The organism is Micromonospora sp. NPDC023869 (assembly GCF_055559695.1).
In genome coordinates this window covers 667,519-690,336 of record NZ_JBVHKD010000002.1, presented here as the reverse complement: position 1 = coordinate 690,336, position 22,818 = coordinate 667,519, and the positions used below count along the sequence as shown (strand labels likewise).

The following is a 22,818-nucleotide window of genomic DNA, read 5'->3' as shown; positions in this document are numbered from 1 at the left end:
ACCAGGGGTTTTTCGCCCCGGTGCCCCGACCGAACCATGATCAGTTGCAGGAAGGGATCGCGCCGGTCACAGCCGTCCCGCTACCGTACTGGTAACACGCGCGTCGCCGGCCGCGCGGGAGGACCCGTGTGGCGGCACGCGCCGGGCATGGGATGGGTCGGTGAGCCATGGCCGGGTCGCAATCCGATGGTCGACTCTCGGATGTCAAGTTCCTGACCGTCGCCGAGGTGGCAACGGTCATGCGGGTCTCCAAGATGACGGTCTACCGTCTCGTGCACAGCGGTGAGCTGACCGCCGTACGCGTCGGCAGGTCGTTCCGGGTGCCCGAGCACGCGGTGCACGAATATCTCCGTGGCGCCTTCCAGGAGACCGCCTGACCCGCGAGCCGGACCCGGTCGCGGCGGGCCCGGTGAACGGGCATCGACCGGGGGCGCGTTGGTCCTGCTGACGCATCCCCGCTACGCTGGACTGGCGATCGTGACCGCTGGTGCGCTCTGCCGCCCACTCCGCCGGTCCGGTCCGTTGTCCGCAAGCGGTCGCCGACGCCACGGATTCGTGGTGTCTTACCGGTCGCGCCGCACGTTGCATCGAAAGGCTTTTTTATGGGCTCGGTGGTCAAGAAGCGCCGCAAGCGCATGGCTAAGAAGAAGCACCGCAAGCTGCTGCGCAAGACCCGCGTCCAGCGTCGCCGTCTCGGCAAGTGATCGTGTGCCGGGCCGTGGCCCGGCATTCGTCGCTTGCCAACTGTCGACCCTCGGAGGCTCAGGTGATCAGGCCGTGGCTGTCCCGGCTCGGTCCCGGCGGCCGGGGTAGGTGCGAGACATGACCCCCGGTGGCTCATCGAGCCCTCCGGGGGTTGTCGTCGTGACCGGGGTCAGTCGTTATCTCGGCGCGCACGTCGCCGCCCGCCTCGCCGCCGATCCCCGGATCGCCCGGGTCATCGGCGTCGACCTGGCCGAGCCCGGCCCCGAGGTGGCCGAGCTGCTGGCGCAGGTGGAACGGGTCCGGGTGGACGCCGGGTCGATCGGCGGGCTGCTCGCCGACCTCGACGTCGACACCGTGGTGCACCTGGCCCTGGTCAGCGCCCCTGATTCGCAGCACGGCGGTCGCGCGGCGATGAAGGAACAGAACGTCATCGGCACCATGCAGCTCCTCGCCGCCTGTCAGCGGGCGCCGCACCTGCGCAAGATCGTCGTCCGGTCCTCCACCGCCGCGTACGGCGCGTCGTTCCGGGACCCGGCCGTCTTCACCGAGGAGACCGAACCCCGCGAGGTGCCGCGCGGCGGTTTCGGCCGCGACATCCTCGACATCGAGGGGTACGTGCGCGGCTTCCGTCGTCGACGCTCCGACGTCACCGCCACGGTGCTGCGCTTCGCCCCCTTCATCGGCTCGACGGCCGACACCACGCTGACCAGGTATTTCTCCCAGCCGGTGGTGCCGACCATCTTCGGCCGCGACGCCCGGTTGCAGTTCCTGCACTTCGACGACGCCCTGGAGGTGGTACACCGGTCGGTCGTCGAGGACCATCCGGGCACCTACAACGTCGCCGGCCGCGGTGTGCTGTCGCTGTCGCAGGCGATCCGGCGGGCCGGCCGGATCTCGGTGCCGGTGCTGGAGCCCGGTGTCGCCGGTGCCATCGCGCTGGCCCGGACGATGGGCTTCGGGCGGTACGGGCTCGACCAGGTCGACCTCTTCGTGCACGGCCGGGTGGTCGACACCTCCCGCCTGGAGCGCGAGTACGGGTTCACCCCCCGCTCGACCGCCGCCGCCTTCGACGACTTCATCAACGCCCACCACGGCCGGGCCGTGGTGACCCGGGAGCAGTTGGCCGCCGCCGAGCAGATGGTGCTCGACGGCATCCGCCAGGCCCGGGCCGCCATACGGGAGGGCTCGTGACCGGGCCCGAGGAGCAGCGCGACGAGGCGCACCTGGACGACCGGTACGCCGTACCGCCCCCGGTGTCGGCGGACCTCGACCCCGCGCGGCGCAACGGGCACCGTACCGCCGAGCCGGCGGTGCCGGACCGGACCGGTGACGTCTGGGACCGACGGGTCGCGGGCGGGCTCGCGTTCCTGCGTCGGCGGCTGGCCGGCGACTACGAGGTGGACGAGTTCGGCTTCGACCCGGAGCTGACCGAGGCGGTCTTCCATCCGCTGCTGCGTCGCCTCTACCGCGACTGGTTCCGCACCGAGGTCACCGGTCTGGAGAACGTACCCGCCGACGGGGCGGGGCTGGTGGTCGGCAACCACTCCGGCACCGTGGCGCTGGACGCGTTGATCCTCTCCACGGCGCTGCACCACGAGCACCCGGCCAACCGGTATCTCCGCCTGCTCGGCGCCGACCTGGTCTTCCGGATGCCGGTGGTCTCCGAGATCGCCCGCAAGACCGGTGGCACGGTGGCCTGCAACCCGGACGCCGAACGACTGCTGCGCGGCGGCGAGCTGGTGGGTGTCTTCCCGGAGGGCTTCAAGGGCATCGGCAAGCTGTACGCGGACCGCTACAAGCTGCAACGCTTCGGGCGGGGCGGGTTCGTGTCGGCGGCACTGCGCACCGGCACCCCGATCATCCCGGTGGCCATCGTCGGCGGCGAGGAGATCTATCCGATGCTCGCCGACCTCAAGCCGCTCGCCCGACTTCTCAAGCTTCCGTATTTCCCGGTGACGCCGACCTTCCCCTGGCTCGGGCCGCTGGGCATGGTGCCGCTGCCGAGCAAGTGGCTGATCGAGTTCTGCCCGCCGATCCCGACGGCCCACCTGGTCGACTCGGCGGACGACCCGCTGGTCGTGTTCAACCTCGCCGACCAGGTCCGGGAGACCATCCAGCAGACCGTGCACCAACTGCTCGAACGCCGTCCGGACCCGTTCGGCCCGTAGCCGTCCCCGGCCCCGGTGGCGTCGGCTCCTCCATGACCCGACGGCATGACGTCGACCGGTCCACGCGGTGACCTCGTCTACGGCTCGGCGTTGCGTCGGATGCGTCCGGAGGTGGCGTCGGCCGCGCGGCGGCGGCGCTGCAAGGCGACCCCGGCGGTGACCGCTCCGGCCACCAGTCCCGCTGCGGCGGTGGACGGGAGAGCGATCTTGACCGCCCGCCGGCCGGTGCGGAAGTCGCGTACCTCCCAGCCGCGCTGCCGGGCCTGGCGCAGCAACGTGCCGTCCGGGTTGACCGCCACCGCGCGCCCCACCAGCGACAGCATCGGCAGGTCGTTCGCGGAGTCGCTGTAGGCGGCGCACCGGCTCAGGTCGAGACCCTCCACCGTGGCGAGCTGGGTGACCGCCTCGGCCTTGAGCGGGCCGTGCATCAGGTCGCCGACCAGCCGACCGGTGTACGCCCCGTCGACGATCTCCGCGACCGTACCGATCGCGCCGGTCAACCCGAGCCGGGTGGCGATCACCCGGCCGATCTCCACCGGGGCGGCGCTGACCAGCCACACCCGCTCACCGGCGTCCAGGTGGCCCTGCGCCAGCCGGCGGGTCCCGGCCCAGATCCTCGGGGCCATCAGCTCGTCGAAGATCTCCTCGGCCAGCCGTTCGACGTCCTGGACCCGCCAACCCTCGACGAAGGCGAGCGCGGCCTCCTTGGCCTGGGACATGTCCCCGGCGTGCTCGCGGGCGAGCAGCCGGAACCGCAACTGCTGCCAGGCGAACCGGGCCAGATCGCCGGTCGTGAAGTAGTTGCGGGCGGCGAGCCCACGGGCGAACCAGTAGATCGAGGCGCCCTGCATCATCGTGTTGTCCACGTCGAAGAAGGCCGCGGCGTGGGGATCGGGCGCGGCCGGGGGAGCGGGCTCGGTCTGCGCCCAACCGGTGGTGTGCCCGTGCACGTCGGTGCTGACGGTCACCTTCCGGCTGCGCGCCACCTGCTCCCCCTCACGTCGCTCACCCTGCCCTGCTGCCCGCAGCGAGGGTATCCGGAGCAGCGGTTCCCGCCGCCGGACGCGGGGACGACGTGCGCCCGCCGGGTCAGGCGCAGACGCCGGGGGTGGGGCCGAGGTCGTCGCTGGCGGTGCCGGCCGACTGGCCGCAGGCGATGGCGGTACGCAGCGCCTCGGTGCGCTCGGCGACCAGGTCCAGCAGCTCCAGTGACTTGGCGGTCCGCTCCTGGTCGGCACGGGAGCCCCGTTCGGCCAGCGCGTCGAGTGTGCGGCGCTGCCCGGTGAGGAAGGCGTCGACAGTGTTCAGCGCGGTCGGGTCCGCGCGCCGGACGGCGGCGCCGGTGAGCTGGCGTACGCCCTGGCGGATGTCCGCGTCCATGTCGTCCAGCACGGCGCGGTAGCCGGCCCGGTTGCCGTTGAGCGAGGACGCCTCGGCCAGCCGGGTCCGGGCGAAGTCGAGGAAGAGCTGCCCACGGCTGATCTCGGAGCTGGCGAGCGCCAACTGGGCCCGCTCGGTGCTGCGCTTCATGCCGTACAGCGCGTCACCGGGCACCGCGTTCTCGCTGGCGGCGGAGATGCCGGAGACGGCGATCGCGCCGGCCGCGATGCCGACCAGGATCGCGCCCCGGGCGCGGGCCCGGCGGGCGGTGACGGCCGGTAGCAGCGATCCGCGACCGGTGGTGGCCTTCTCGGCCGGCGCGGCGACGGTGGTCCCGATGCCCTCCCGGTCGGCGGTGGCCAGCAGCATCGCCCGCAGGCCGGTCCGGAACTCCGGGTCGACCTCGGTGTTCGGCGGGTTGGCGCCGAGTTGTCGGCCGAGCGCGACGAGCGGTGCGAGCTGATCGTCGGCGCGGGACCGGACGTGATGACGTAGGCCACCGTTGGCTTCGTCGAGAAGCTGCGCGAAGCGCTCGGTGCGCCGACGGGAGAAGAGGGCGTTGTCCACCGCGGCACCTCCTCTCGCTGGTCGCGGCCGGTCGGCCGCGTTCACCACCAGCGACCGACCACCGCATGACACCGGGTGCGGAAGCCCTCGTCGGCACCGCCGCCGGTCCACCTCGGAGGTTTCCGGCCGGTCATCGGTCGCACCCGGAGAAACGCGCCGTGCCGGGGCTGGGTTACGGGCCGGCCGGCGGCGAAATCACGCAAAGTGATCGGCTACGGCTGGAAACCGTCTGGGAGAAGTCGCGCCAACGCCCGCACCGCGCGGTACTGCAACGCCTTGATCGCGCCCTCGTTCTTGCCCATCGCCCGGGCGGTCTCGGCCACCGAGAAACCCTGGAGGAACCGCAGCACGATGCACTCCTGCTGCTCCGGGTTGAGCCGCTTGACGGCTGTCAACAAGGCGACGTTCGTGATGTGCTCCACCACCGCCGCCTCCGGGCTGCCCTCCGGGCCACGGTCCTCCCGGTCCGCGTCGAGCACGTCGCCGGTGGTGACCTCCAGCCGGTACCGGCCGGACTTGAAGTGGTCGGCGACCAGGTTGCGGGCGATCGTCACCAGCCACGCGCCGAGATCCCGGCCCTGCCAGGTGAAACTGCCGATCCGCTTGAGCGCCCGCAGGAACGTGTCCGAGGTGAGGTCCTCGGCGAGTTGCCGGTTGCCGACCCGGAAGTAGACGAAGCGGAAGACCGTGTCGACGTACCGGTCGTAGATCAGCCCGAACGCCTCGGACTCACCGGCCTGGGCGCGTTCGACCAGGGCCCAGACCTCGGTGGCCGGGTCGGAGGGGTCGGGACGGCTCGGGAACCCGGTGGAGGTGCCCGCCGACGAGACCGCAGGCAGCACCGCCGTCTCCGAGGTGGACACCTCGGTCACCGGGGCGTCCCCGCTGCGGCGGGCCTGGGCCGGCATGGTCGGTCGGCTCGGTGAGGCGACCCGACCACCGGAGGGTTTCGCATTTCCGCCGGGCGTCGGTGGTCGGTGTGGCGGTTCGTTCTGATGTGGTCTGCTGCCCACCCGGTTGGCGACGCCTTCGCCGCGTGCGGGCAGGTTGCCCGTGGTGTCCTGCTGGCCGTGAGCGTTGCCGCGCTCGTTGACCGGCGTACGTGCCAGCGGGCCGGGCAGGCCGACCGGGCGGGATGCGAAGCCGAAGGCGGTCATCGGGCCACCTCCGTTGCACCGGCCGTCGCGCCGACGGTGCCCGGTCGATCGATCGGGCCTCCGGCGGGCAGGGCGGCTCCGGGGTGTGCCGGCGGGCGGCAGTTCCCCTTGAGGTGCTGGTCCAATGCGCTCACGGGCACGGGGGCCTCCTCGGGCTGAGGGGTGTCGACTCACGGCAAAATGGGGTGAGCCGACCCGAGTGATGATAGGGCCAACGTCACCCGCGCGTGGCAAGTCCGTTACACAGGGCCAAAGTATTTCTCGGCGGGTCGCACCCCTGGCGGACCGGTTGTCCGTCGGGGGTTGTTGACAACTCGCCGACGGGTTGTTCCAGGGTGTATCCCCAGGTCAGTGTCTTGGTGGGACGGTACTTCCGGTGGCCTGTGCGCCTGCGGCGGCACTCGACGCGGCCGGCGACGGCGGGGCCGCGTCGGGGCTGTCGCACACCGACGGTGACCCCGCCGGAGTTCCGTGCACGGGACCGGGGCGCGTCCTCGGTGGTCGGTCCGACGTGGTCCGGCCGGAACCGCACCGGGATCGATCGGCGGGGCCGACGTGTCGGTGCCCTCGGATCGGCGTCGATCGTCGTCCGCAGGGCCATGGCCGGGCGGCTCCGGCTGTGCCAGACTCAGCGACCGTGCAGGACCGAGACGCAGCCGTCGGGCCGGGGTCGCGCCCCGCCCCCGACGAGGACGCAGGCACTGCCGGCCGCCCGCAGGCGGCCGACGGCACCGGGCCCAATCTGGCCGACCACCTGACCCGGGCGGCCCGGAGCAGTCCGGACCAACCGGCGCTGTACTTCTCCGGCCGGACGATCACCTGGTCCGAACTGGACGAGACGGTGACCGGAGTGGCCCGGGCGCTGGCCCAGGCGGTCCCCGGCGCGGACGGCCGACCGGCGCGGGTCGCCGTGGCACTGCCCAACTCACCGGACTTCGTGATCGGTCTGCTCGGTGCGCTGCGGGCCGGACTGACGGCGGTGCCGGTCAACCCCACGCTGACGGGCCGCGAGCTGCGACAGGTGTTGGCCGACTCGGCCGCGTCGGTGCTGATCGGCACCGAACGCGTCCGGGACCTGGTGGCCGACGCCGAGTTGCCCGCACTGCGCGCCGTGCACACCACACCGCCCGTCGCCGACGGCGGTACGACGACCTTTCCGGTGCGGGCCGCCGACGACTTGGCCGTACTGCTCTACACCTCGGGCACCGAGGGGCAGCCGAAGGGCGCGATGCTCTCGCACGGTGCCCTGGCCGCCAACCACGAGCAGGTCGGCCGGATCGCACCGCCGGTGGTCGGGCCGGACGACGTGGTGCTGCTGGCGTTGCCGCTGTTTCACGCGTACGGGCTGAACGCCGGGCTGGGTGCGGTGCTGCACCACGGGGCGACCGGCGTACTCGTCGACGACCCGGGTGCCGACGCGGCGCTGGCCGAGATCGCCCGACACCGGGCGACCGTGCTGATCGGCGTACCGTCGATGGTGCAGTCCTGGGCACGGGCGGACGCCGACGTGTTGGCCGGGGCGATGGCGGCGGTGCGGGTCGTGGTCTGCGGCGCGGCGCCGCTCGACCCGGCGGACGCGGCGCGCTTCACCGAGGCCACCGGTCGGCCCGTGCAGATCGGCTACGGCCTGACCGAGACCGCGCCGGTGCTCACCTCGACCCTGGTCGGCGGGGAGCCGAAGCCGGGCTCGATCGGCCGCCCGCTGCCCGGCGTCGAGCTGCGGTTGGTCGGGGCGGACGGGACCGAGCTGTGGCGCGACGGCCTGGCCGCGCCCGACGACGACGCGGAGGAGTGGGACCTGTCCGACCCGGTGGCCGGCACCGATCCCGGTCAGATCGTGGTGCGCGGGGCGAACCTCTTCTCCGGGTACTGGCCGGACGGCACGGGTGGGCCCGACCCGGACGGCTGGTGGGCCACCGGCGACGTCGCGTACGCGGACGCCGACGGCGACCTCTTCCTGGTCGACCGGCTCGGCGAGCTGATCCTGGTCAACGGCTTCAACGTGTACCCGCACGAGGTCGAGTCGGTGCTCTGCGCCCATCCGGCGGTGGCGGAGTCGGCGGTAGTGGGGGTGCCGCACCCCCGGACCGGGGAGACTGTCCGGGCGTACGTGGTGCCGGCGGCGGGGCATCGGGCGACCGGTGCCGAGCTGATCGCGCACTGCGCGCGTAATCTGGCCAGATTCAAGTGCCCGACCGATGTCGAGTTCGTCGAGCTGCTGCCGCGCTCGGTGATCGGGAAGGTACGCAAGACCCTGCTCCGACCCACCGGCACGACGGAGGAGACCGATGCGTGAGCCCCGCCTGACCCTGATCACCCGACCCGGCTGCCACCTCTGCGAGGACGCCAAGGCGGCCCTCGCCCGGGTCGTCGCGGTCACCGGCGACCGGTGGATCGAGCAGGACGTGAGCGGCGACGCCGAGATGGAACGCGAGTACGGCGACCGGCTGCCGGTGGTGCTGCTCGACGGCAAGGAGCACGGCTACTGGCGCGTCGAGGAGCAGCGGCTGCTGAAGGATCTGACCACTCCGCAGCTCTGAGGCCGCCGGTAGGGTGCGGTGATGACCCCTGCGCGTACCCATCTCGTGTGGGACTGGAACGGCACCCTGCTCAACGATCTCGATCTGGTGGTGGCCTGCACCAACGCCGCCTTCAGCAGCGCGGGCGGGCCGTCGGTGACGGTGGCGGAGCACCGGGTGCGGTTCCGCCGGCCGATCGTCGACTACTACGCGGACGTACTCGGCCGGGCCGTGGACGCGCAGGACTTCGGCCGCCTCGACAAGATCTTCCACGACGCGTACCGGCTGGGGTTGACCGGCTGTGAGCTGGCCCACGACGCGGTCGACGCGATGGCCGCCTGGCCGGGCAGCCAGTCGCTGTTGTCCATGTGGTTCCACGACGAGCTGGTCCCGGCGGTCCGGACGTACGGGCTGGACGGCCGGTTCGTCCGGGTCGACGGATGGCGGGACCGGGTCAGCGGCGACCGCAAGGCGGAGTCACTGGCCCGCCACCTGGCCGAGATCGGCGTGGACGGCCGGTCGGTGGTGGTGATCGGCGACTCGATCGACGACGCCGACGCGGCGTACGCCGTCGGTGGGCGGGCCGTCCTTTATAGCGGCGGTTTCACCGACCGGTCCCGGCTGGAGGTCTCCGGCCACCCGGTCGCCGACACCCTGGTGGAGGCCGTGACGCTCGCCACCGCGCTGGCCGATGTCCCGACGGTGGAATCGCCCAGCTGAGCCGAAACGGGTGTCACCGTGCGTGGTCGCGGTCTCCCGATCTCCGCATTCGATCAATGATTGGCGTGTGTGATTGGTCAGAGAAGTCGGGATTGAGCAATAATCGCGCTGGTAGTCGTGGTGAAGGGGTCTCCGGTCGATCTTGCGGGACGGAGGGGCTGGTGGGGGCGCGGCGCGTGCCGACAAGATCGCGATTTGTGCACGTCTTCACAAGCGCCTACTCTGTAATTCCGACGCGCCCTGCTAGCACAGCCGGCAATTTCGGTCGCCAGCGGGAGTCCCGAAACGACCGGCCGGTGGAGTTGGTCGAGGATCGCACCGCACGGAGTCTCATGAGTCAGCATCGTCACCCAGGCGCGCCCGGCCGCGCCGGTGCCGTACCGGCGCTCCCGGACCTGCCCGAGGCGACGGTCGCCCGGCTCCCCGAGTACCTCCGTGCCCTGCACAACCTCGCCGAAACCGGCCACGAGACGATTTCCAGCGAGGGCCTGGCCAACGCCGCCGGGGTGAACTCCGCGAAACTCCGCAAGGACCTGTCCCACCTCGGCTCGTACGGCACCCGGGGCGTCGGCTACGACGTGGCGCTGCTGGTCGAGCAGATCGAGTACGTCCTCGGACTCACCCAGCGTCGGGCGGTCGCCCTGGTCGGCGTCGGTAACCTCGGTCACGCGCTGGCCGGTTACGACGGGTTCGCCGGTCGTGGGTTCCGGATCGCCGCCCTCTTCGACGCCGACCCCCGCCGCATCGGCGAGGAGATCAACGGGCTCGTCGTGCGGCACATCGACGAGTTGCCCGAGGTCGCCGCCGCCGAGGCCGTCGCCATCGGCGTTATCGCCACCCCGGCCCCCGCCGCCCAGCGGGTCGCCGACCAGTTGGTCGCCGTCGGCGTGACGAGCATCCTGAACTTCGCGCCGTGCGTACTCTCGGTTCCGGAGGGGGTCGACGTCCGCAAGGTCGACCTCGCCATCGAACTGCAGATCCTGTCGTTCCACGAGCACCGCAAGGCAGCACTGACCGCGCTCCCCGCCGCCGGTGGGTCCGCTCTCACCGCCCTGCCGGGCGGATTCGCGGTCACCGAGAGCCAGGAGGCGATCGGCACGTGAAACTCATCGTCGTCGGCGCCTCCTACCGCACCGCGCCGGTCGCCACCCTGGAACGGCTCGCGGTGCCGCCGGCCGATCTGGGCGCCACCCTGGACCGGCTGATGGCGCAGCCGTACGTCAGCGAGGTCGTCCTCGTCTCCACCTGCAACCGGGTGGAGGTGTACGCGGCCGTCTCCGGCTTCCACGGCGGCCTCGGTGACATCTGCGCCGTCCTCGCCGAACAGGCCGGCTGCCCGCCCACCGCGCTGGCCAACAACCTCTACGTGCACTTCGACTCCGCCGCGGTCGAGCACGTCTTCCGGGTCGCCGCCGGGCTGGACTCCATGGTCATCGGCGAGGCGCAGATCCTCGGGCAGCTCCGGGACGCCTACCACTGGGCCGGCGAGACCGACGCCGCCGGCCGGCTGCTGCACGAGCTGATGCAGCAGGCGCTGCGGGTGGGCAAGCGGGCCCACTCCGAGACCGGCATCGACCGGGCCGGACAGAGCGTGGTCACCGCCGCGCTGGGGCTGGCCGCCGGTCATCTCGGCAACGACCTCGTCGGTCGTCCCGCGTTGGTGGTCGGGGCGGGGGCGATGGGCTCGCTGGGCGTGGCGACGCTGTCCCGGCTCGGTGCCGGGCCGGTGACCGTGACCAACCGCAGCACCGACCGGGCCGTCCGGCTGGCCGAGTCGTACGGTGCCGCCGCGCGGGAGATGACCGAGCTGGCCGACACGCTGTCCACGGTGGACATCGTAGTGGCCGCCACCGCGTCCACCGAGCCGGTCCTCACCCGTCCGGTCGTCGCCGAGGCGGTGGCCGCCCGCGAGTCGGAGCGCGGCCCGTTGGTCCTGCTGGACCTGGCCGTACCCCGTGACGTCGGGCCCGGTGTGGCCGAGCTGCCCGGCGTCGAGGTGATCGACATCGACCGGATGGCGGCACTGCTCGCCGACGGGCCGGTCGCCGCCGACGCCGCCGCCGTCGAACGGATCGTGGCCGCCGAGGTCGAGTCCTTCCTCACCTGGCTGCGCGGTGCCGACGTGGCACCGACCGTGGCCGCCCTGCGCGGCCGGGCCGACGACGTGGTCACCGCCGAGCTGCGCCGACTCGCCCAGCGCCGCCCCGACCTCACCGACGACCAGCGTGCCGAGGTGGCCCGCACCGTGCACCGGGTGGTCCAGCGGCTGCTGCACCAGCCGACGGTACGGGTCCGCCAGCTCGCCGCCGAACCCGGCGGCGACCAGTACGCCGCCCTGCTGCGCGAGCTGTTCGACCTCCAGGTCCCGCAGACCTCGCCGGTGGACACCGTCCCCGACATCACCCCACCCGGAGGTGAGCAATGAGCGAGCGCCAGCTCAGCTCTGCCGCGCCACTGCGTCTCGGCACCCGGGGCAGCAAGTTGGCGATGGCCCAGTCCGGGCACGTCGCCGACGCCCTGACCGCCCGCACCGGACGCCCCGTCGAACTGGTCGAGGTGGTCACCGCAGGCGACCGGTCCAGCGCGCCGGTGCACCGACTCGGGGTCGGCGTGTTCGTCTCCGCGCTGCGGGACGCGCTGGTCGCCGGCACGATCGACTTCGCCGTCCACTCGTACAAGGACCTGCCCACCGCCACCGCGCCCGGGCTGCACATCGCCGCGGTGCCGCCCCGGCAGGACCCGCGTGACGCGCTCGTCGCCCGGGACGGCAAGACGTTGGCCGAGCTCGCCCCCGGGGCGAGCATCGGCACCGGCGCGCTGCGTCGGATCGCCCAGCTGCACGCGCTGGGCCTGCAACTGTCGGTCACCCCCATCCGGGGCAACATCGACACCCGGCTGGCCCGGGTGCTCGGCCCGGAGGCCGACCTGGACGCCGTCGTCCTGGCCCGGGCGGGGTTGGCCCGCATCGGCCGGGCCGATGTCATCACCGAGACGCTCGACCCGATGCTGATGCTGCCCGCGCCCGCCCAGGGTGCGCTGGCGGTGGAGTGCCGGGCCGACGACACGGATCTGGTCGAACTGCTCGCCACGCTCGACGACGCACCGTCGCGCGCCGCGGTCACCGCGGAGCGGGCGATGCTGGCCACCCTGGAGGCCGGATGCTCCGCTCCGGTCGCCGCCTACGCCGAACTCGCCGAAGGCGACGCCGGTGACGAGATTTACCTGCGCGGGGCGGTGATCAGCCCGGACGGCACCCGTGACATCCGGCTGTCCCGCACCGGAACGCCCGCCGATGCGGCGGAGATCGGCAAGGCACTCGCCGCCGAACTCCTCGACCTCGGCGCCGACTCGATCCTCGGCCCGCAAGGACACGACGGCCCGGGGACCCAGCAATTTGGGAGCACAGAATGACCCGCACCCGTAAGCCCGTAGGCCGAATCGCATTCGTCGGGGCTGGTCCCGGCGACCCGGGCCTGCTGACCCGCCGGGCGCACGACGCCCTGGTCGACGCCGACCAGGTCGTGTACGACCGGGGAGTCCCCGAGTCGTTGCTCGACGTCGTCCGGGCCGAGGCCAGGGAAGACGCCCAGTTCACCCCGGCCGAGGGCGCGCCGGGCGACGTGGCGAAGGTACTGATCTCGGCTGCCCGCTCCGGGCAGAACGCGGTGCACCTGGTGGCCGGCGACCCGTTCGGCCACGACTCGGTCGTCAAGGAGGTGCAGGCGGTGGCGCGTACCGCCGCGCACTTCGAGGTGGTGCCCGGCGTCGGCCAGGCCGAGGGCGTCGCCGCGTACGCGGGTGTGCCGCTGCCCGGCGTACGCACCGCCGCCGACGTCGAGGACGTCGGCACGCTGGACTTCGAGGCGCTGGCCGGAGCGGTGCAGCGCGGCTCGCTGGCGCTTGCGGTGGACGCCGGTGACCTGGCCGCGATCCGCGACGGGCTGCTCGCCGCCGGGGTCGACGGCACCACCGACGTCGGGGTGACCGGTGACGGCACCGGCGAGACGCAGTACACCACCACGTCGACCGTGGACTCCTTCGTCGCGGCGGCACTCGGCTTCACCGGCCGGGTCGTGCTGACCGTGGGCGAGGGCGTGGGCCAGCGCGACAAGCTGAGCTGGTGGGAGAACCGCCCGCTGTACGGCTGGAAGGTGCTGGTGCCCCGCACCAAGGAGCAGGCCGGCGCGATGAGTGCCCGGCTGCGCGCGTACGGGGCCATCCCGTGCGAGGTGCCGACGATCGCGGTGGAGCCGCCGCGTACGCCGGCCCAGATGGAGCGGGCGGTCAAGGGCCTGGTCGACGGCCGGTACGCCTGGGTGATCTTCACCTCGGTCAACGCGGTGCGCGCGGTCTGGGAGAAGTTCGCCGAGCACGGCCTGGACGCCCGGCACTTCGGTGGCGTCAAGATCGCCTGCATCGGCGAGGCCACCGCCGACGCGGTCCGCGCCTTCGGCATCCAGCCGGAGCTGATCCCCTCCGGGGAGCAGTCGTCCGAGGGGCTGCTGGCCGAGTTCTCGCCGCACGACGAGGTGCTCGACCCGGTGGGCCGGGTGCTGCTGCCGCGCGCCGACATCGCCACCGAGACGCTCGCCGCCGGGCTCACCGAGCGCGGCTGGGAGGTCGACGACGTGACCGCGTACCGGACGGTCCGCGCGGCCCCGCCGCCCGCCGAAATCCGTGACGCGATCAAGTCGGGCGGGTTCGACGCGGTGCTGTTCACCTCGTCGTCCACGGTCCGGAACCTGGTCGGCATCGCCGGCAAGCCGCACGCGCGTACCGTGGTAGCCGTCATCGGGCCCAAGACCGCGGAGACCGCGACGGAGTTCGGCCTGCGGGTCGACGTCCAGCCGCCGCACGCCTCCGTGCCGGACCTGGTGGAGGCGCTCGCCGGCTACGCCGTCGAGCTGCGGGAGAAGCTCGCCGCGATGCCGGCGAAGCAGCGCCGTGGCTCGAAGGTCCAGGGGCCGACCGCGCTCAGGTTCCGGTAGTCGTCAGGGAGGGCACCGTGCCGTACCCCGAGAACCGCCCCCGCCGGCTGCGGCGTACCGCAGCCGTGCGGCGGCTGGTCTCCGAGACCCGTCTCGACCCGGCCGAACTGATCGTGCCGATGTTCGTCAAGGAGGGGCTGACCGAGCCCCGGGCGATCTCCTCGCTGCCCGGCGTGCTCCAGCACTCCCGCGACTCGTTGCGCAAGGCGGCCGTCGAGGCGGTCCGCGCCGGCGTCGGCGGGATCATGCTGTTCGGGGTGCCGGCGTCGCGCGACGAGCGCGGCTCCGGTGGCCTCGACCCGAACGGCATCCTCAACGTCGCCATCCGGGACGTGGTCTCCGAGGTGGGCGACTCCACCGTCGTGATGAGCGACCTCTGCCTGGACGAGTTCACCTCGCACGGGCACTGCGGCCTGCTCCGGCCGGACGGTTCGGTGGACAACGACGCCACCCTGGCCGCGTACGCCGAGATGGCGGTGGCCCAGGCCGACGCCGGGGTCGGCATGGTCGGCCCGTCCGGGATGATGGACGGCCAGGTCGGAGTGGTACGCCGGGCACTCGACGCGGCCGGTCACGCCGACGTGGCTGTGCTGGCCTACACCGCCAAGTACGCCTCGGCGTTCTACGGTCCGTTCCGTGACGCGGTCGAGTCGGCGCTCGACGGCGACCGCCGGACGTACCAGCAGGACCCGGCGAACCTGCGCGAGTCCCTGCGCGAGGTCGAGCTGGACGTGGCCGAGGGCGCCGACATCGTGATGGTCAAGCCGGCCCTGCCCTACCTCGACGTGGTCGCCGCGGTCCGGGCCGCGGTCGACGTCCCGGTCGCCGCCTACCAGGTCTCCGGCGAGTACGCCATGGTCGAGGCCGCCGCCGCCAACGGCTGGATCGACCGCGAGAAGGTGATGCTGGAGACGCTCACCTCGATCCGCCGCGCCGGCGCGCAGATCATCCTCACCTACTGGGCTGTGGAAGCCGCCGGCCTGCTCCGCGACCGCTACTGATCTCCACCCCGGTCCGCCCTGCGTCAGGCTGGTCGCGCTCCAGAGCGCCGTCAGGCTCGGCCTGTTGGCGGTCCTGGCTGGTCCTGGCGGTCCCGGTGGTCCTGGTGGTCCTGGTTCCCGGCAGTCCTGGTGCTCTGGCGGTGCTGGTGTCCTGGCCGAGTCCGCGGCGTTGTGGCGTCGCGGGTGTCGCGGTTTCCCGTCGGCTCCGGGTGACCACGTGGCGCCCTTTGCTCTGCTTCAACCTACGCATCAGTTCCGCGCAGACTCTGTTGCGTGGGTTGGAGCAGAGCAAAGGGGCCGAGGAGGTAGTCCGGGAGGGCGGAAGCGAGCCGACCTCGGGAGGTTGTCCACAGGTTTATCCACAGGGATTGCGGCGGGTCCCGAGGGTCGGCGAGGGTGCCGGTATGCCTTCCATCTTCGAGCCTCCGGACCGGGGTCCTACCCTGGGCGCATTTCCCATCGCCGGTCTGGTCCGCCGCGTCCGGCGGATCGTCGGGCTCAGTCAGACGCGGATGGCCCGGTTCGCGAGGGTGGCGCCCTCCACCGTCGCCCGGGTCGAGTCCGGAACCCTGACTCCGAGTCTCGCGGTGCTGGAACGTCTGATCGGTGCCGCCGGGCTCTACCTGGTCGTGGTCGACCAGGACGGGCACGTGATTCTGCCGATGGAAGTGTGGGACGACACCCTGGACGGGGCCGGTCGCCGTTACCCGGCACATCTCGACACGATTCTCGACCCGAAGCCGGGCGAGTGGTGGGCGGACATCTACGGACTCGCCCGCCCGCCGGAGACGTTCAAGCGGTGCCGGGTCGAGCGAGAGGCCCGTCGGCGGCGCAGCCAGTGGGAGGTACGGGTGGCGAAGTACCGCAACGATCCGCCGCCCCCGGACCCCCGATCCTGGTCCTACTGACCGACCGCGGCCCGGCGGCGCGCCCCGAGCCTCAGCGGGCGGCGTCGAGGCGGTGCACCAACTCGGCCACGTCGACGCTGTATTCGCACCACTCCCGGTCGGGCCGGTAGCCCAGCTCCGCGTTGACCTTGAGCATGGCCTCGTTGGCCTGGGCGTTCCACGTCTGCACCTGGGTCAGCTGCGGCTCGGCCGAGCGCAACTCCAGCAGCATGCGGGCCTTGATCGCGCGGTCGATCCCGTAGCCGCGGTGATCCTGCACCACGATCGTGTCGTACTGATCCGCACGGGTCGGGTGCTGTGCCGGCACGACCACCTCGGTCAGGCCGGCCACCTCGCCGGTCTTCTCGTGCAGGGCGAGCACGATGTACGGCTTCATCCCCCGCCGGTGCAGGCAGTCGAGACTGTCGCGTAGCCGCTGCGGGTCGTACGAGCTGGGCCGTAGCTCGCCGTCCTCGACGTCGCGGATCTCGGCCTTGGCCCGCGCGTACGCCTCGATCAGCTCGTCCGGTGGGCCGCCCGGGTGGAACTGCACGTGGTAACCGGCGCCGACACCGGTCGACATCTCGGCCAGCTCGGTCCAGTCGACTCCGGCGAGGTCGAGCACGCTGCGGGTCTCGACGTACTCCCGGCTGAAGCCCAGCGACTCGTAGAAGGCGACGGCCGGGGTGTCACCCACCACCTCGACGCCGATCGACTCGAAGCCCTCCTGGTAGACCCGGCGGGAGGCGCGCAGGACGAGATCACGGCCGAGGCCCTGACGCCGGTGGTCGGGGTGCACCAGCACCTCCAGCACACCGATGCTGCCGAGCAGCAGCACGTGCACCTGACCCAGGATCGCCCCGGGCGTCCCGTCGGCGGCCTGCTCGGCCTGGGCCACCCAGGCGATCCGTCGTTCGCCGGGCATCACCTCGGTGAGGTACTCCCGCACGGAACTCTCCCGCCATGGCGGATCCTGCGGAAGATCGACCGCCAGGACCGCGTTCAGCGTGTCCAACAGCGACGCGATCTCGGCGGACGACGCGGTCCTGGGGTCCCACTCGCGCACCATCACGCGTCTAGCTTGCCGTTAACCGCTGCCGGGGGGAAGTGTCCAGTCCTCCAATGTGCGGGGACGATCACTTCACGTGCGACTCGCCTGTCCGTACCGGTTGGCCGTTTCGAAGACGGCCTGGGCGTACCGACCGACGTTGTTGTACGACAGAATGGCGTTCCACCAGTCACCCGGAACGGTGAGGTTGCGGCCCCCCTTGCACAGGTACATTCCGGCGGCCAGCGCGGCGTCGTGGATGTTGTGCGGGTCCTTGACCCCGTCGCCGTCCGCGTCCGCGCCGTTCTCCTGCCAGGTCGTCGGGATGAACTGCATCGGTCCGACCGCCCGGTCGTAGGTGGTGTCCCGGTCCAGCTCGCCCCGGTCGGTGTCGGCGATCCGCATCCGACCGCCCTGCCCGTCGAGCGGCAGTCCGATGATCTCCGGCGTGGCCCTGCCGTCCGGCCCGAGCCGCGCGTTGTTGGCCTGCCCGTGCCGAGATTCGACGAAGCCGATCGCGGCCAGCGTGGTCCAGCTCAGGCCGCAGGCCCGGTTGGTCTCGGCGAGCACCAGCTCGGCGTAGCCGTACGCCTGGACAGCGATCGGGTCGATGCCGGTCTTGGCGCCGACCTCGCGGGCCCAACCGGCGAGGGCGTCGGAGGGGCGTCCCGCCACCGGCGCGGTACCCCCCGTCGTGCCCGGGAACGGCGTAGCTCCCGGCGGCAGCGTCTCGGTGGTCGGCGGCACCGCGCCGATCGGTGGAGCCTCGGTCAGCGGCAGCGTGCCGTCGGTCGCCTCCGGCCCGGCGGTCGCGTCGGCCGCGACCGGACGCGGCGCGCCGACGGTCGCCGGCACCAGCAGCGCACCGGCCGTCGCGGTCGCGATGACCAGCGCGAGCAGGAACACCCCGGGCAGGGTCAGTCGCCCGCCGGGCCGCCGCGACCAGTCCCGGGTCGCGCGGGCGGCGGCGCGTGGACCCGGCACGCGTACGGCATGCGCGAAGCGCACCCGGCGTCGCCGGGCTCGCCGCGGCCGGTCACCCGTCCCGCCCGCCGCCTCTCCATCGGTCTTGGTGGCGGTGCCGGTCGCCGCGTCACCATCGGTCTTGGTGGCGTCGTCGGTCTTGGTGGTGGTCTCGCGCTCGGTCTTGCTGGCGGCCTCGGTCTTGGCGGTGGTGTCGGCCTTGTCGGCTGCCTTGCCGCCGGTCTCGGCGGGCTGCTCGCCGTCGGTCTTGGGCGACTCGCCGTCGGTCGTGGTCGTGCTCGCCTGCTGGTCGCCGGTCTTCGTGGTCGCGTCGGGCTTGGCCGTGGACTCGGGCTTCGGGCCGGGCTCGGCCGACAGTCCGGGCGTAGGCTTGGCGGGCAGTTCGGGCGCGGGTGTGGCCGCCCTGATCGTCGGCGCACTGGCAACCGTGTCGGCCCCGGTGGTGGGCGACCCGCCGGCCGGTTCGCCGGATCTCAACCAGGGTCGGCGCGGCCGGGGGATCGCGCTGACCGGTCTGTCCGTAGTGGCGCCGGTTTGGGCGCCCGGCGTGGCCGGTCGCAGGGGTCGAAGGGTCGTACGCTCTTCGCCGTCTGCCACCCGTCGAGTATCACCCATGTCGCCGCGAGCGTCAGGTCCGGTCGTACCCTGATGCCATGCCCCGGTACGAGTTCCGCTGCCGCGCCTGTGGTGACACCTTCGAGGTCAACCGGCCGATGGCCCAGGCGGGCGAGCCCGCATCCTGCCCGAAGGGGCACTCCGACACGGTGAAGTTGTTGTCGACGGTCGCGGTCACGGGACGGGGTGCCGGTGCCTCCGGCGGTCCGCCCGCACCCTCCGGCGGCGGCTGCTGTGGTGGCGGTTGCGGCTGTTGAACGCCGTTCCAGCGGTGGCCGGTCGGACGTGGTCGGACCGGCCGGAGGGCCGTCGTACGTGGTGGGACGGTTGATGTCGGTCTTGCCCGGACGCCGGGTGCGATGGCACCTTGGGGCGGAGTCTCGGCCGACCGTTCTCACGATGCGTGATGATCTGGTTTCGGGAAGTATGAAGCCGAGGCCAGGGGGGAGGTTCCACGCATGCCGCCACGGATCCACCTCCCGAGTGGCTGGGTGACGTTCGTCTTCACCGACATCGAGGGCTCCACGCGACTGGCGCAGATGCTCGGCTCCGGGTATCGCCCGGTGCTGCGGGAACATCGCCGTCTGCTGCGCCGGACGATCGCCGCGACCGAGGGCGCCGAGCTGCTGACCGAGGGGGACTCGTTCTTCCTGGCCTTCGGGGACGCCGGTGCCGCGCTGACCGCCTGCCTGACCGCGCAGCGCGCGCTCGGCGAGCACGAGTGGCCGACCCCGGAGGCCGCGCCCCGGGTGCGGATGGGCCTGCACACCGGTTGGGCCGAGCCACGTGACGGCGAGTACGCGAGCCCGGAGGTGCACCGGGCCGCCCGGGTCGCCGCCGCCGCGCACGGCGGGCAGGTGCTCTGCTCCGCCGCGACCGCGCGGCACGCCGACCCGCTGCCGTTCGGGGCGTCCCTGATCGACCTCGGGCTGCACCGGTTGCGGGGTTTCGACGACCGGGAACGTCTCTTCCAGCTCGTCGCACCGGGCCTGGAGCGGCAGTTCCCGCGTCCGCGTACGGCCGACGCGGTGGCGCACAACCTGCCGATTCCGGTCACCTCGTTCGTCGGCCGGCAGGCCGAACGGATCGAGTTGCGGGAACTGGTGGCCGGGCACCGGTTGGTCACCGTGCTGGGTGCCGGTGGCGGCGGCAAGACCCGGCTGGCCGTGGAACTCTCCATCGACCTGGTCGACGAGTACCCCGACGGGGTCTGGTTCGTCGACATCGCCTCGGTGACCGATCCGGGTCTGGTGGCGTTCGCGATCGCCGCGGTGCTCGGGCTGCGTCCCGAACCGGGCCGTCCCATGGTGGACACCCTGGTCGAGTACGCGGCCGGTCGCCGGATGCTGATCGTCCTCGACACCTGCGACGTGCAGCCGACCGCCTGCGCCGAGGCGGTGTCCCGGCTGCTCTCCGGCGGCAGCGGGGTGAAGGTGCTGGCGACCACCCGGGAGCCGCTGGCGTTGCCGGGCGAGGTGGTGTGGCGTATCCCGCCGCTCTCGGTCGACCCGTCACCGGACGGCACCGAGAGCGACGCGGTCGCGTTGCTGCTGGACCGGACGGCCGCCGCCCGGGGCGGGCGACGCCCGGACGCGGTCGAGTCGGCGGACCTGCGCCGGGTGGTACGCCGGCTGGACGGGCTGCCGTTGGCGATCGAGCTGGCCGCGGCGCGGCTGCGGGTGCTCTCCGTCGGGCAGCTCGCCGAACGCCTCGACGACGTGCTGGGCACGCTGGACGCCGGTCGGGACGATCCAGAGCCACCACCGACCGACCACGGCAACACCGGCAACCAGCGGGACACCGTGGACCTGGTGGCGGCGGCGACCGGTGCGAGTCCGCAGTCCCCGGCGACGCGCGCGGTGGCGCGGTCGGCGATCGAACGTCACCTGACCATGCAGGCGACGGTCACCTGGTCGTACCGCACGCTCGGGCCGAGGGCCGCACGGCTGCTGCGCTGGCTGGCGGTGTTCGCCGGCCCGGTCGACCTGCCGACCGTGGAGTGGCTGCTCGACGACGACCCGCTCGACCCGCTCTCGGTGCTCGTGGACAAGTCCATGGTGCTGGCCGAGCCGCAGGCCGGCGGCTGCACGTACCGGATGCTCGACCCGATAAGGGCGTACGCGGCCCGTCGACTCGCCGAGGCCGGTGAGGAGCAGGACGCGCGCAACCGGCACGTGGACTGGTCGGCGCACGCGCTGGAACGGGCACATCTGGGCCCGGACGGCCAACCGGTGACGCTGTCGCTGTACGCGTTGGATCCGCTCGCCGGTGAGCTGCGCGCCGCCCTGCGCTGGTGCGCCACCGGCGGCAGTGCCCGGGCGGGCCTGCGGCTGGCCGGTGGCCTCGACCAGTGGTGGCGTGAACGCGGGCTGGCCCGGGAGGGGCGGCTGTGGCTGTTCCGGCTCTACGGCCGGATCGCCGAGACCGGGGAGGCGATCCCCGAGGCCGAGCTGGCGGCGGCGTACCACATGCATTCGCTGCACGCCGGTGGCGACGGCGAGTACGCCGAGGAGCTGCGCTACTCGCAGCGGGCCGAGGCGGCTGCCCGGCAGGCGGGGGACGCCGGACTGCTGGCCCGGGTGCTCGCCGGGCGGGCGGCGCCGCTGGTGGACATGGGACAGTTCGCCGAGGCCGAACGGATCTGCCGGGAGGTCATCGACTGGGCGCGTGAGCAGGGGGTGGAGTCCGAGGCGCTGTTCGCGGTGTTCCGGTTGGCCGAGCTGCTCTGGCGGCGGGGCGCCCTGGACGAGGCGGCCGACCTGCTCGCGGCGGCACGACCGGTGGAGGCGGCCCGCCCGGTCGACCGGGGGCGGCGTTCGGTGGACATGCTGCTCGGCATGGTGGCGTTGGCCCGGGGCGATCTGGTGGCCGCGCACGAGCACCTGCTGGCGGCGTTGCGGTCCCGGATGAACCACGGTTTCCACGGCCGGGCCTGCGACACGCTCAACGCGATCGCGGTGCGCTGCCTCGCCGGGGACGAGCCGCTCACCGCAGCCCGGTTGTTCGGTGCGGCGCAGGCGACCCGGGCGGGGCTGCGGTCGACCACCGGCATCTACGACGGCTACTGGAACGAGCGGCAGGTGGCGCTGCGTCGGACGTTGGGCGACGCCGCCTTCGACGAGGCGTACGGCGAAGGCGCGGACCTGGGCCTGGACGAGGCCGTCGCGTTGGCGCTCGGCGTCGAGCATCCCGACCTGGCCGCCGACTCGGCCCGGTTCGCGGCGCGGGCGGGCCGGGCGACACCACGCCAGTCGACCGCCGCCACCGACCGGCACACCGAACACGCCTGACCGAGGGGTCCGCGTCCGACGCGGACCCCTCGGCCGGGAGATCAGGCGCGGGCGAGGCGTTCCGCGTCGGCCTTCATCCGGGCGGCCCGGTCGATGTCGGACTGCTGGACGGCGGCGGCCGAGCCGAAGACACTCACCGCCTGGTAGTAGGTCCAGGCCAGGCTGAGGCAGGCCGGACGGACGACTGCGTTGTACGTGGCGCAGACCCGCTTGAGATCCTCGTAGAAGGCGCTGTCCAGGCGGGACTTGTTGGCGCTGAACTGGCCGACCGCCTTGTAGTTGCGGTAGCCGAAGTCGTGGCGGTGGCAGGAGAGGGAGAAGCGGAACCCGAGCGGGTTGTCCGGGCTGGACGAGCAGAAGTCGGTGGACCAGTCGAAGTTGTAGCCGGCCCACGGTGTGCGGTTCTGCCGGGCCGAGTTCCAGGCGTTGTAGCTGCTGGCGCTGGTCTGGGTCCAGCTCGACAGCACGGACAGCTTCTGGGCGGGCGTGACGGCTGCGGTCGCCGGGGACGCCACGGCGAGCGTGGCGGCCAGCGCGACCGCGCCGGAGGCGAGGACGGTGGTGAGACGTCTGAGCACGGGGGATACCTCCGCGGGGGTGTGCGGTGGGGCAATGGTTACCGGCGAGTACCCGGAGTTCGACCAGTCTCGATCAAGGTCGCGGCGTTCGGGTGTAACCATTGAGAAATATTGGTGACCGGTGCTGAAACAGACGAATACCCCGGACGTCGGTGACGTCCGGGGTATTCGCGGCCGGTCGGCCTGATTCGCAGCTCAGTGCCGGGTGGGC

21 protein-coding genes are annotated in these 22,818 nt (G+C 72.6%); 15 read left to right on the top strand and 6 right to left on the bottom strand.

Annotated features, from left to right (window positions below):
• Positions 1-167: 167 nt before the first annotated feature.
• From ACZ31C_RS08895 to ACZ31C_RS08880, 4 genes are all read left to right on the top strand, one after another.
• A complete protein-coding gene (locus tag ACZ31C_RS08895; protein ID WP_091079691.1) occupies positions 168-377 on the top strand; it encodes a helix-turn-helix domain-containing protein in 210 nt (69 codons plus the stop codon).
• A gap of 225 nt (positions 378-602) precedes the next feature.
• Positions 603-704 carry a 30S ribosomal protein bS22 gene (locus ACZ31C_RS08890; RefSeq protein WP_007465623.1) on the top strand — a complete coding sequence of 34 codons (102 nt, stop codon included), beginning with the start codon at positions 603-605 and terminating at the stop codon, positions 702-704.
• 118 nt (positions 705-822) lie between these two features.
• Positions 823-1,896 (top strand): NAD-dependent epimerase/dehydratase family protein, encoded by a 1,074-nt coding sequence (locus ACZ31C_RS08885; protein ID WP_465794753.1) that lies wholly within the window; start codon positions 823-825, stop codon positions 1,894-1,896.
• A gap of 119 nt (positions 1,897-2,015) precedes the next feature.
• A complete protein-coding gene (locus tag ACZ31C_RS08880) occupies positions 2,016-2,873 on the top strand; it encodes a lysophospholipid acyltransferase family protein (RefSeq protein ID WP_350693190.1) in 858 nt (285 codons plus the stop codon).
• A gap of 77 nt (positions 2,874-2,950) precedes the next feature.
• Here the strand turns inward: ACZ31C_RS08880 and ACZ31C_RS08875 are convergent, their stop codons facing one another.
• From ACZ31C_RS08875 to ACZ31C_RS08865, 3 genes are all read right to left on the bottom strand, one after another.
• Entirely contained in the window at positions 2,951-3,859 is a 909-nt protein-coding gene (locus ACZ31C_RS08875; RefSeq protein WP_465794752.1) for an HAD family hydrolase, read from the bottom strand.
• Positions 3,860-3,962: 103 nt separating this feature from the next.
• Positions 3,963-4,820 (bottom strand): DUF5667 domain-containing protein, encoded by an 858-nt coding sequence (locus ACZ31C_RS08870; RefSeq protein WP_465794751.1) that lies wholly within the window; start codon positions 4,818-4,820, stop codon positions 3,963-3,965.
• A gap of 212 nt (positions 4,821-5,032) precedes the next feature.
• Positions 5,033-5,977 carry an ECF subfamily RNA polymerase sigma factor, BldN family gene (locus ACZ31C_RS08865; RefSeq protein WP_465794750.1) on the bottom strand — a complete coding sequence of 315 codons (945 nt, stop codon included), beginning with the start codon at positions 5,975-5,977 and terminating at the stop codon, positions 5,033-5,035.
• 637 nt (positions 5,978-6,614) lie between these two features.
• Here ACZ31C_RS08865 and ACZ31C_RS08860 point away from each other — a divergent pair.
• The 9 genes from ACZ31C_RS08860 (at position 6,615) to ACZ31C_RS08820 (ending at position 16,113) form a co-directional block, all read left to right on the top strand.
• Positions 6,615-8,273 (top strand): AMP-binding protein, encoded by a 1,659-nt coding sequence (locus ACZ31C_RS08860; RefSeq protein ID WP_465794749.1) that lies wholly within the window; start codon positions 6,615-6,617, stop codon positions 8,271-8,273.
• Complete coding sequence (locus ACZ31C_RS08855; RefSeq protein WP_465794748.1) at positions 8,266-8,517, top strand: glutaredoxin family protein; 252 nt, start codon at positions 8,266-8,268, stop codon at positions 8,515-8,517. Before ACZ31C_RS08860 ends, ACZ31C_RS08855 begins: the two co-directional genes overlap by 8 nt.
• 21 nt (positions 8,518-8,538) lie before the next feature.
• Complete coding sequence (locus tag ACZ31C_RS08850) at positions 8,539-9,216, top strand: HAD family hydrolase (protein WP_465794747.1); 678 nt, start codon at positions 8,539-8,541, stop codon at positions 9,214-9,216.
• Between the two features lie 332 nt (positions 9,217-9,548).
• The gene (locus tag ACZ31C_RS08845) at positions 9,549-10,319 is read left to right on the top strand and encodes a redox-sensing transcriptional repressor Rex (protein ID WP_350693015.1); all 771 of its coding nucleotides are present in this window, start codon (positions 9,549-9,551) and stop codon (positions 10,317-10,319) included.
• Positions 10,316-11,641: a glutamyl-tRNA reductase gene (locus ACZ31C_RS08840; RefSeq protein ID WP_465794746.1), complete on the top strand. Its 1,326-nt coding sequence runs from the start codon at positions 10,316-10,318 to the stop codon at positions 11,639-11,641. The genes ACZ31C_RS08845 and ACZ31C_RS08840 overlap by 4 nt, the downstream gene beginning before the upstream one ends.
• Positions 11,638-12,627 carry a hydroxymethylbilane synthase gene (hemC, locus tag ACZ31C_RS08835; protein ID WP_465794745.1) on the top strand — a complete coding sequence of 330 codons (990 nt, stop codon included), beginning with the start codon at positions 11,638-11,640 and terminating at the stop codon, positions 12,625-12,627. The genes ACZ31C_RS08840 and hemC overlap by 4 nt, the downstream gene beginning before the upstream one ends.
• Entirely contained in the window at positions 12,624-14,204 is a 1,581-nt protein-coding gene (locus ACZ31C_RS08830) for a bifunctional uroporphyrinogen-III C-methyltransferase/uroporphyrinogen-III synthase (RefSeq protein WP_396741837.1), read from the top strand. Before hemC ends, ACZ31C_RS08830 begins: the two co-directional genes overlap by 4 nt.
• A gap of 17 nt (positions 14,205-14,221) precedes the next feature.
• On the top strand, positions 14,222-15,205 hold the full coding sequence (gene hemB / locus ACZ31C_RS08825; protein ID WP_465794744.1) for a porphobilinogen synthase: 984 nt from the start codon (positions 14,222-14,224) through the stop codon (positions 15,203-15,205).
• Positions 15,206-15,609: 404 nt separating this feature from the next.
• Positions 15,610-16,113: a helix-turn-helix domain-containing protein gene (locus ACZ31C_RS08820; protein ID WP_465794743.1), complete on the top strand. Its 504-nt coding sequence runs from the start codon at positions 15,610-15,612 to the stop codon at positions 16,111-16,113.
• Positions 16,114-16,144: 31 nt separating this feature from the next.
• Here ACZ31C_RS08820 and ACZ31C_RS08815 read toward each other — a convergent pair whose 3' ends face one another.
• Together ACZ31C_RS08815 and ACZ31C_RS08810 are read right to left on the bottom strand one after the other, a co-directional pair.
• On the bottom strand, positions 16,145-17,161 hold the full coding sequence (locus ACZ31C_RS08815) for a GNAT family N-acetyltransferase (protein ID WP_396742451.1): 1,017 nt from the start codon (positions 17,159-17,161) through the stop codon (positions 16,145-16,147).
• A 72-nt stretch (positions 17,162-17,233) separates the two neighbouring features.
• Entirely contained in the window at positions 17,234-18,739 is a 1,506-nt protein-coding gene (locus ACZ31C_RS08810; RefSeq protein ID WP_465794742.1) for a lytic transglycosylase domain-containing protein, read from the bottom strand.
• A 38-nt stretch (positions 18,740-18,777) separates the two neighbouring features.
• Between ACZ31C_RS08810 and ACZ31C_RS08805 the strand changes: the two genes are divergently transcribed.
• Both ACZ31C_RS08805 and ACZ31C_RS08800 read left to right on the top strand, forming a co-directional pair.
• Complete coding sequence (locus ACZ31C_RS08805) at positions 18,778-18,996, top strand: FmdB family zinc ribbon protein (protein ID WP_350693004.1); 219 nt, start codon at positions 18,778-18,780, stop codon at positions 18,994-18,996.
• Positions 18,997-19,197: 201 nt separating this feature from the next.
• A complete protein-coding gene (locus tag ACZ31C_RS08800) occupies positions 19,198-22,029 on the top strand; it encodes an ATP-binding protein (protein WP_465794741.1) in 2,832 nt (943 codons plus the stop codon).
• Positions 22,030-22,070: 41 nt separating this feature from the next.
• Here the strand turns inward: ACZ31C_RS08800 and ACZ31C_RS08795 are convergent, their stop codons facing one another.
• Positions 22,071-22,607 carry a phospholipase gene (locus ACZ31C_RS08795; protein ID WP_350693000.1) on the bottom strand — a complete coding sequence of 179 codons (537 nt, stop codon included), beginning with the start codon at positions 22,605-22,607 and terminating at the stop codon, positions 22,071-22,073.
• Positions 22,608-22,818 lie beyond the last annotated feature (211 nt).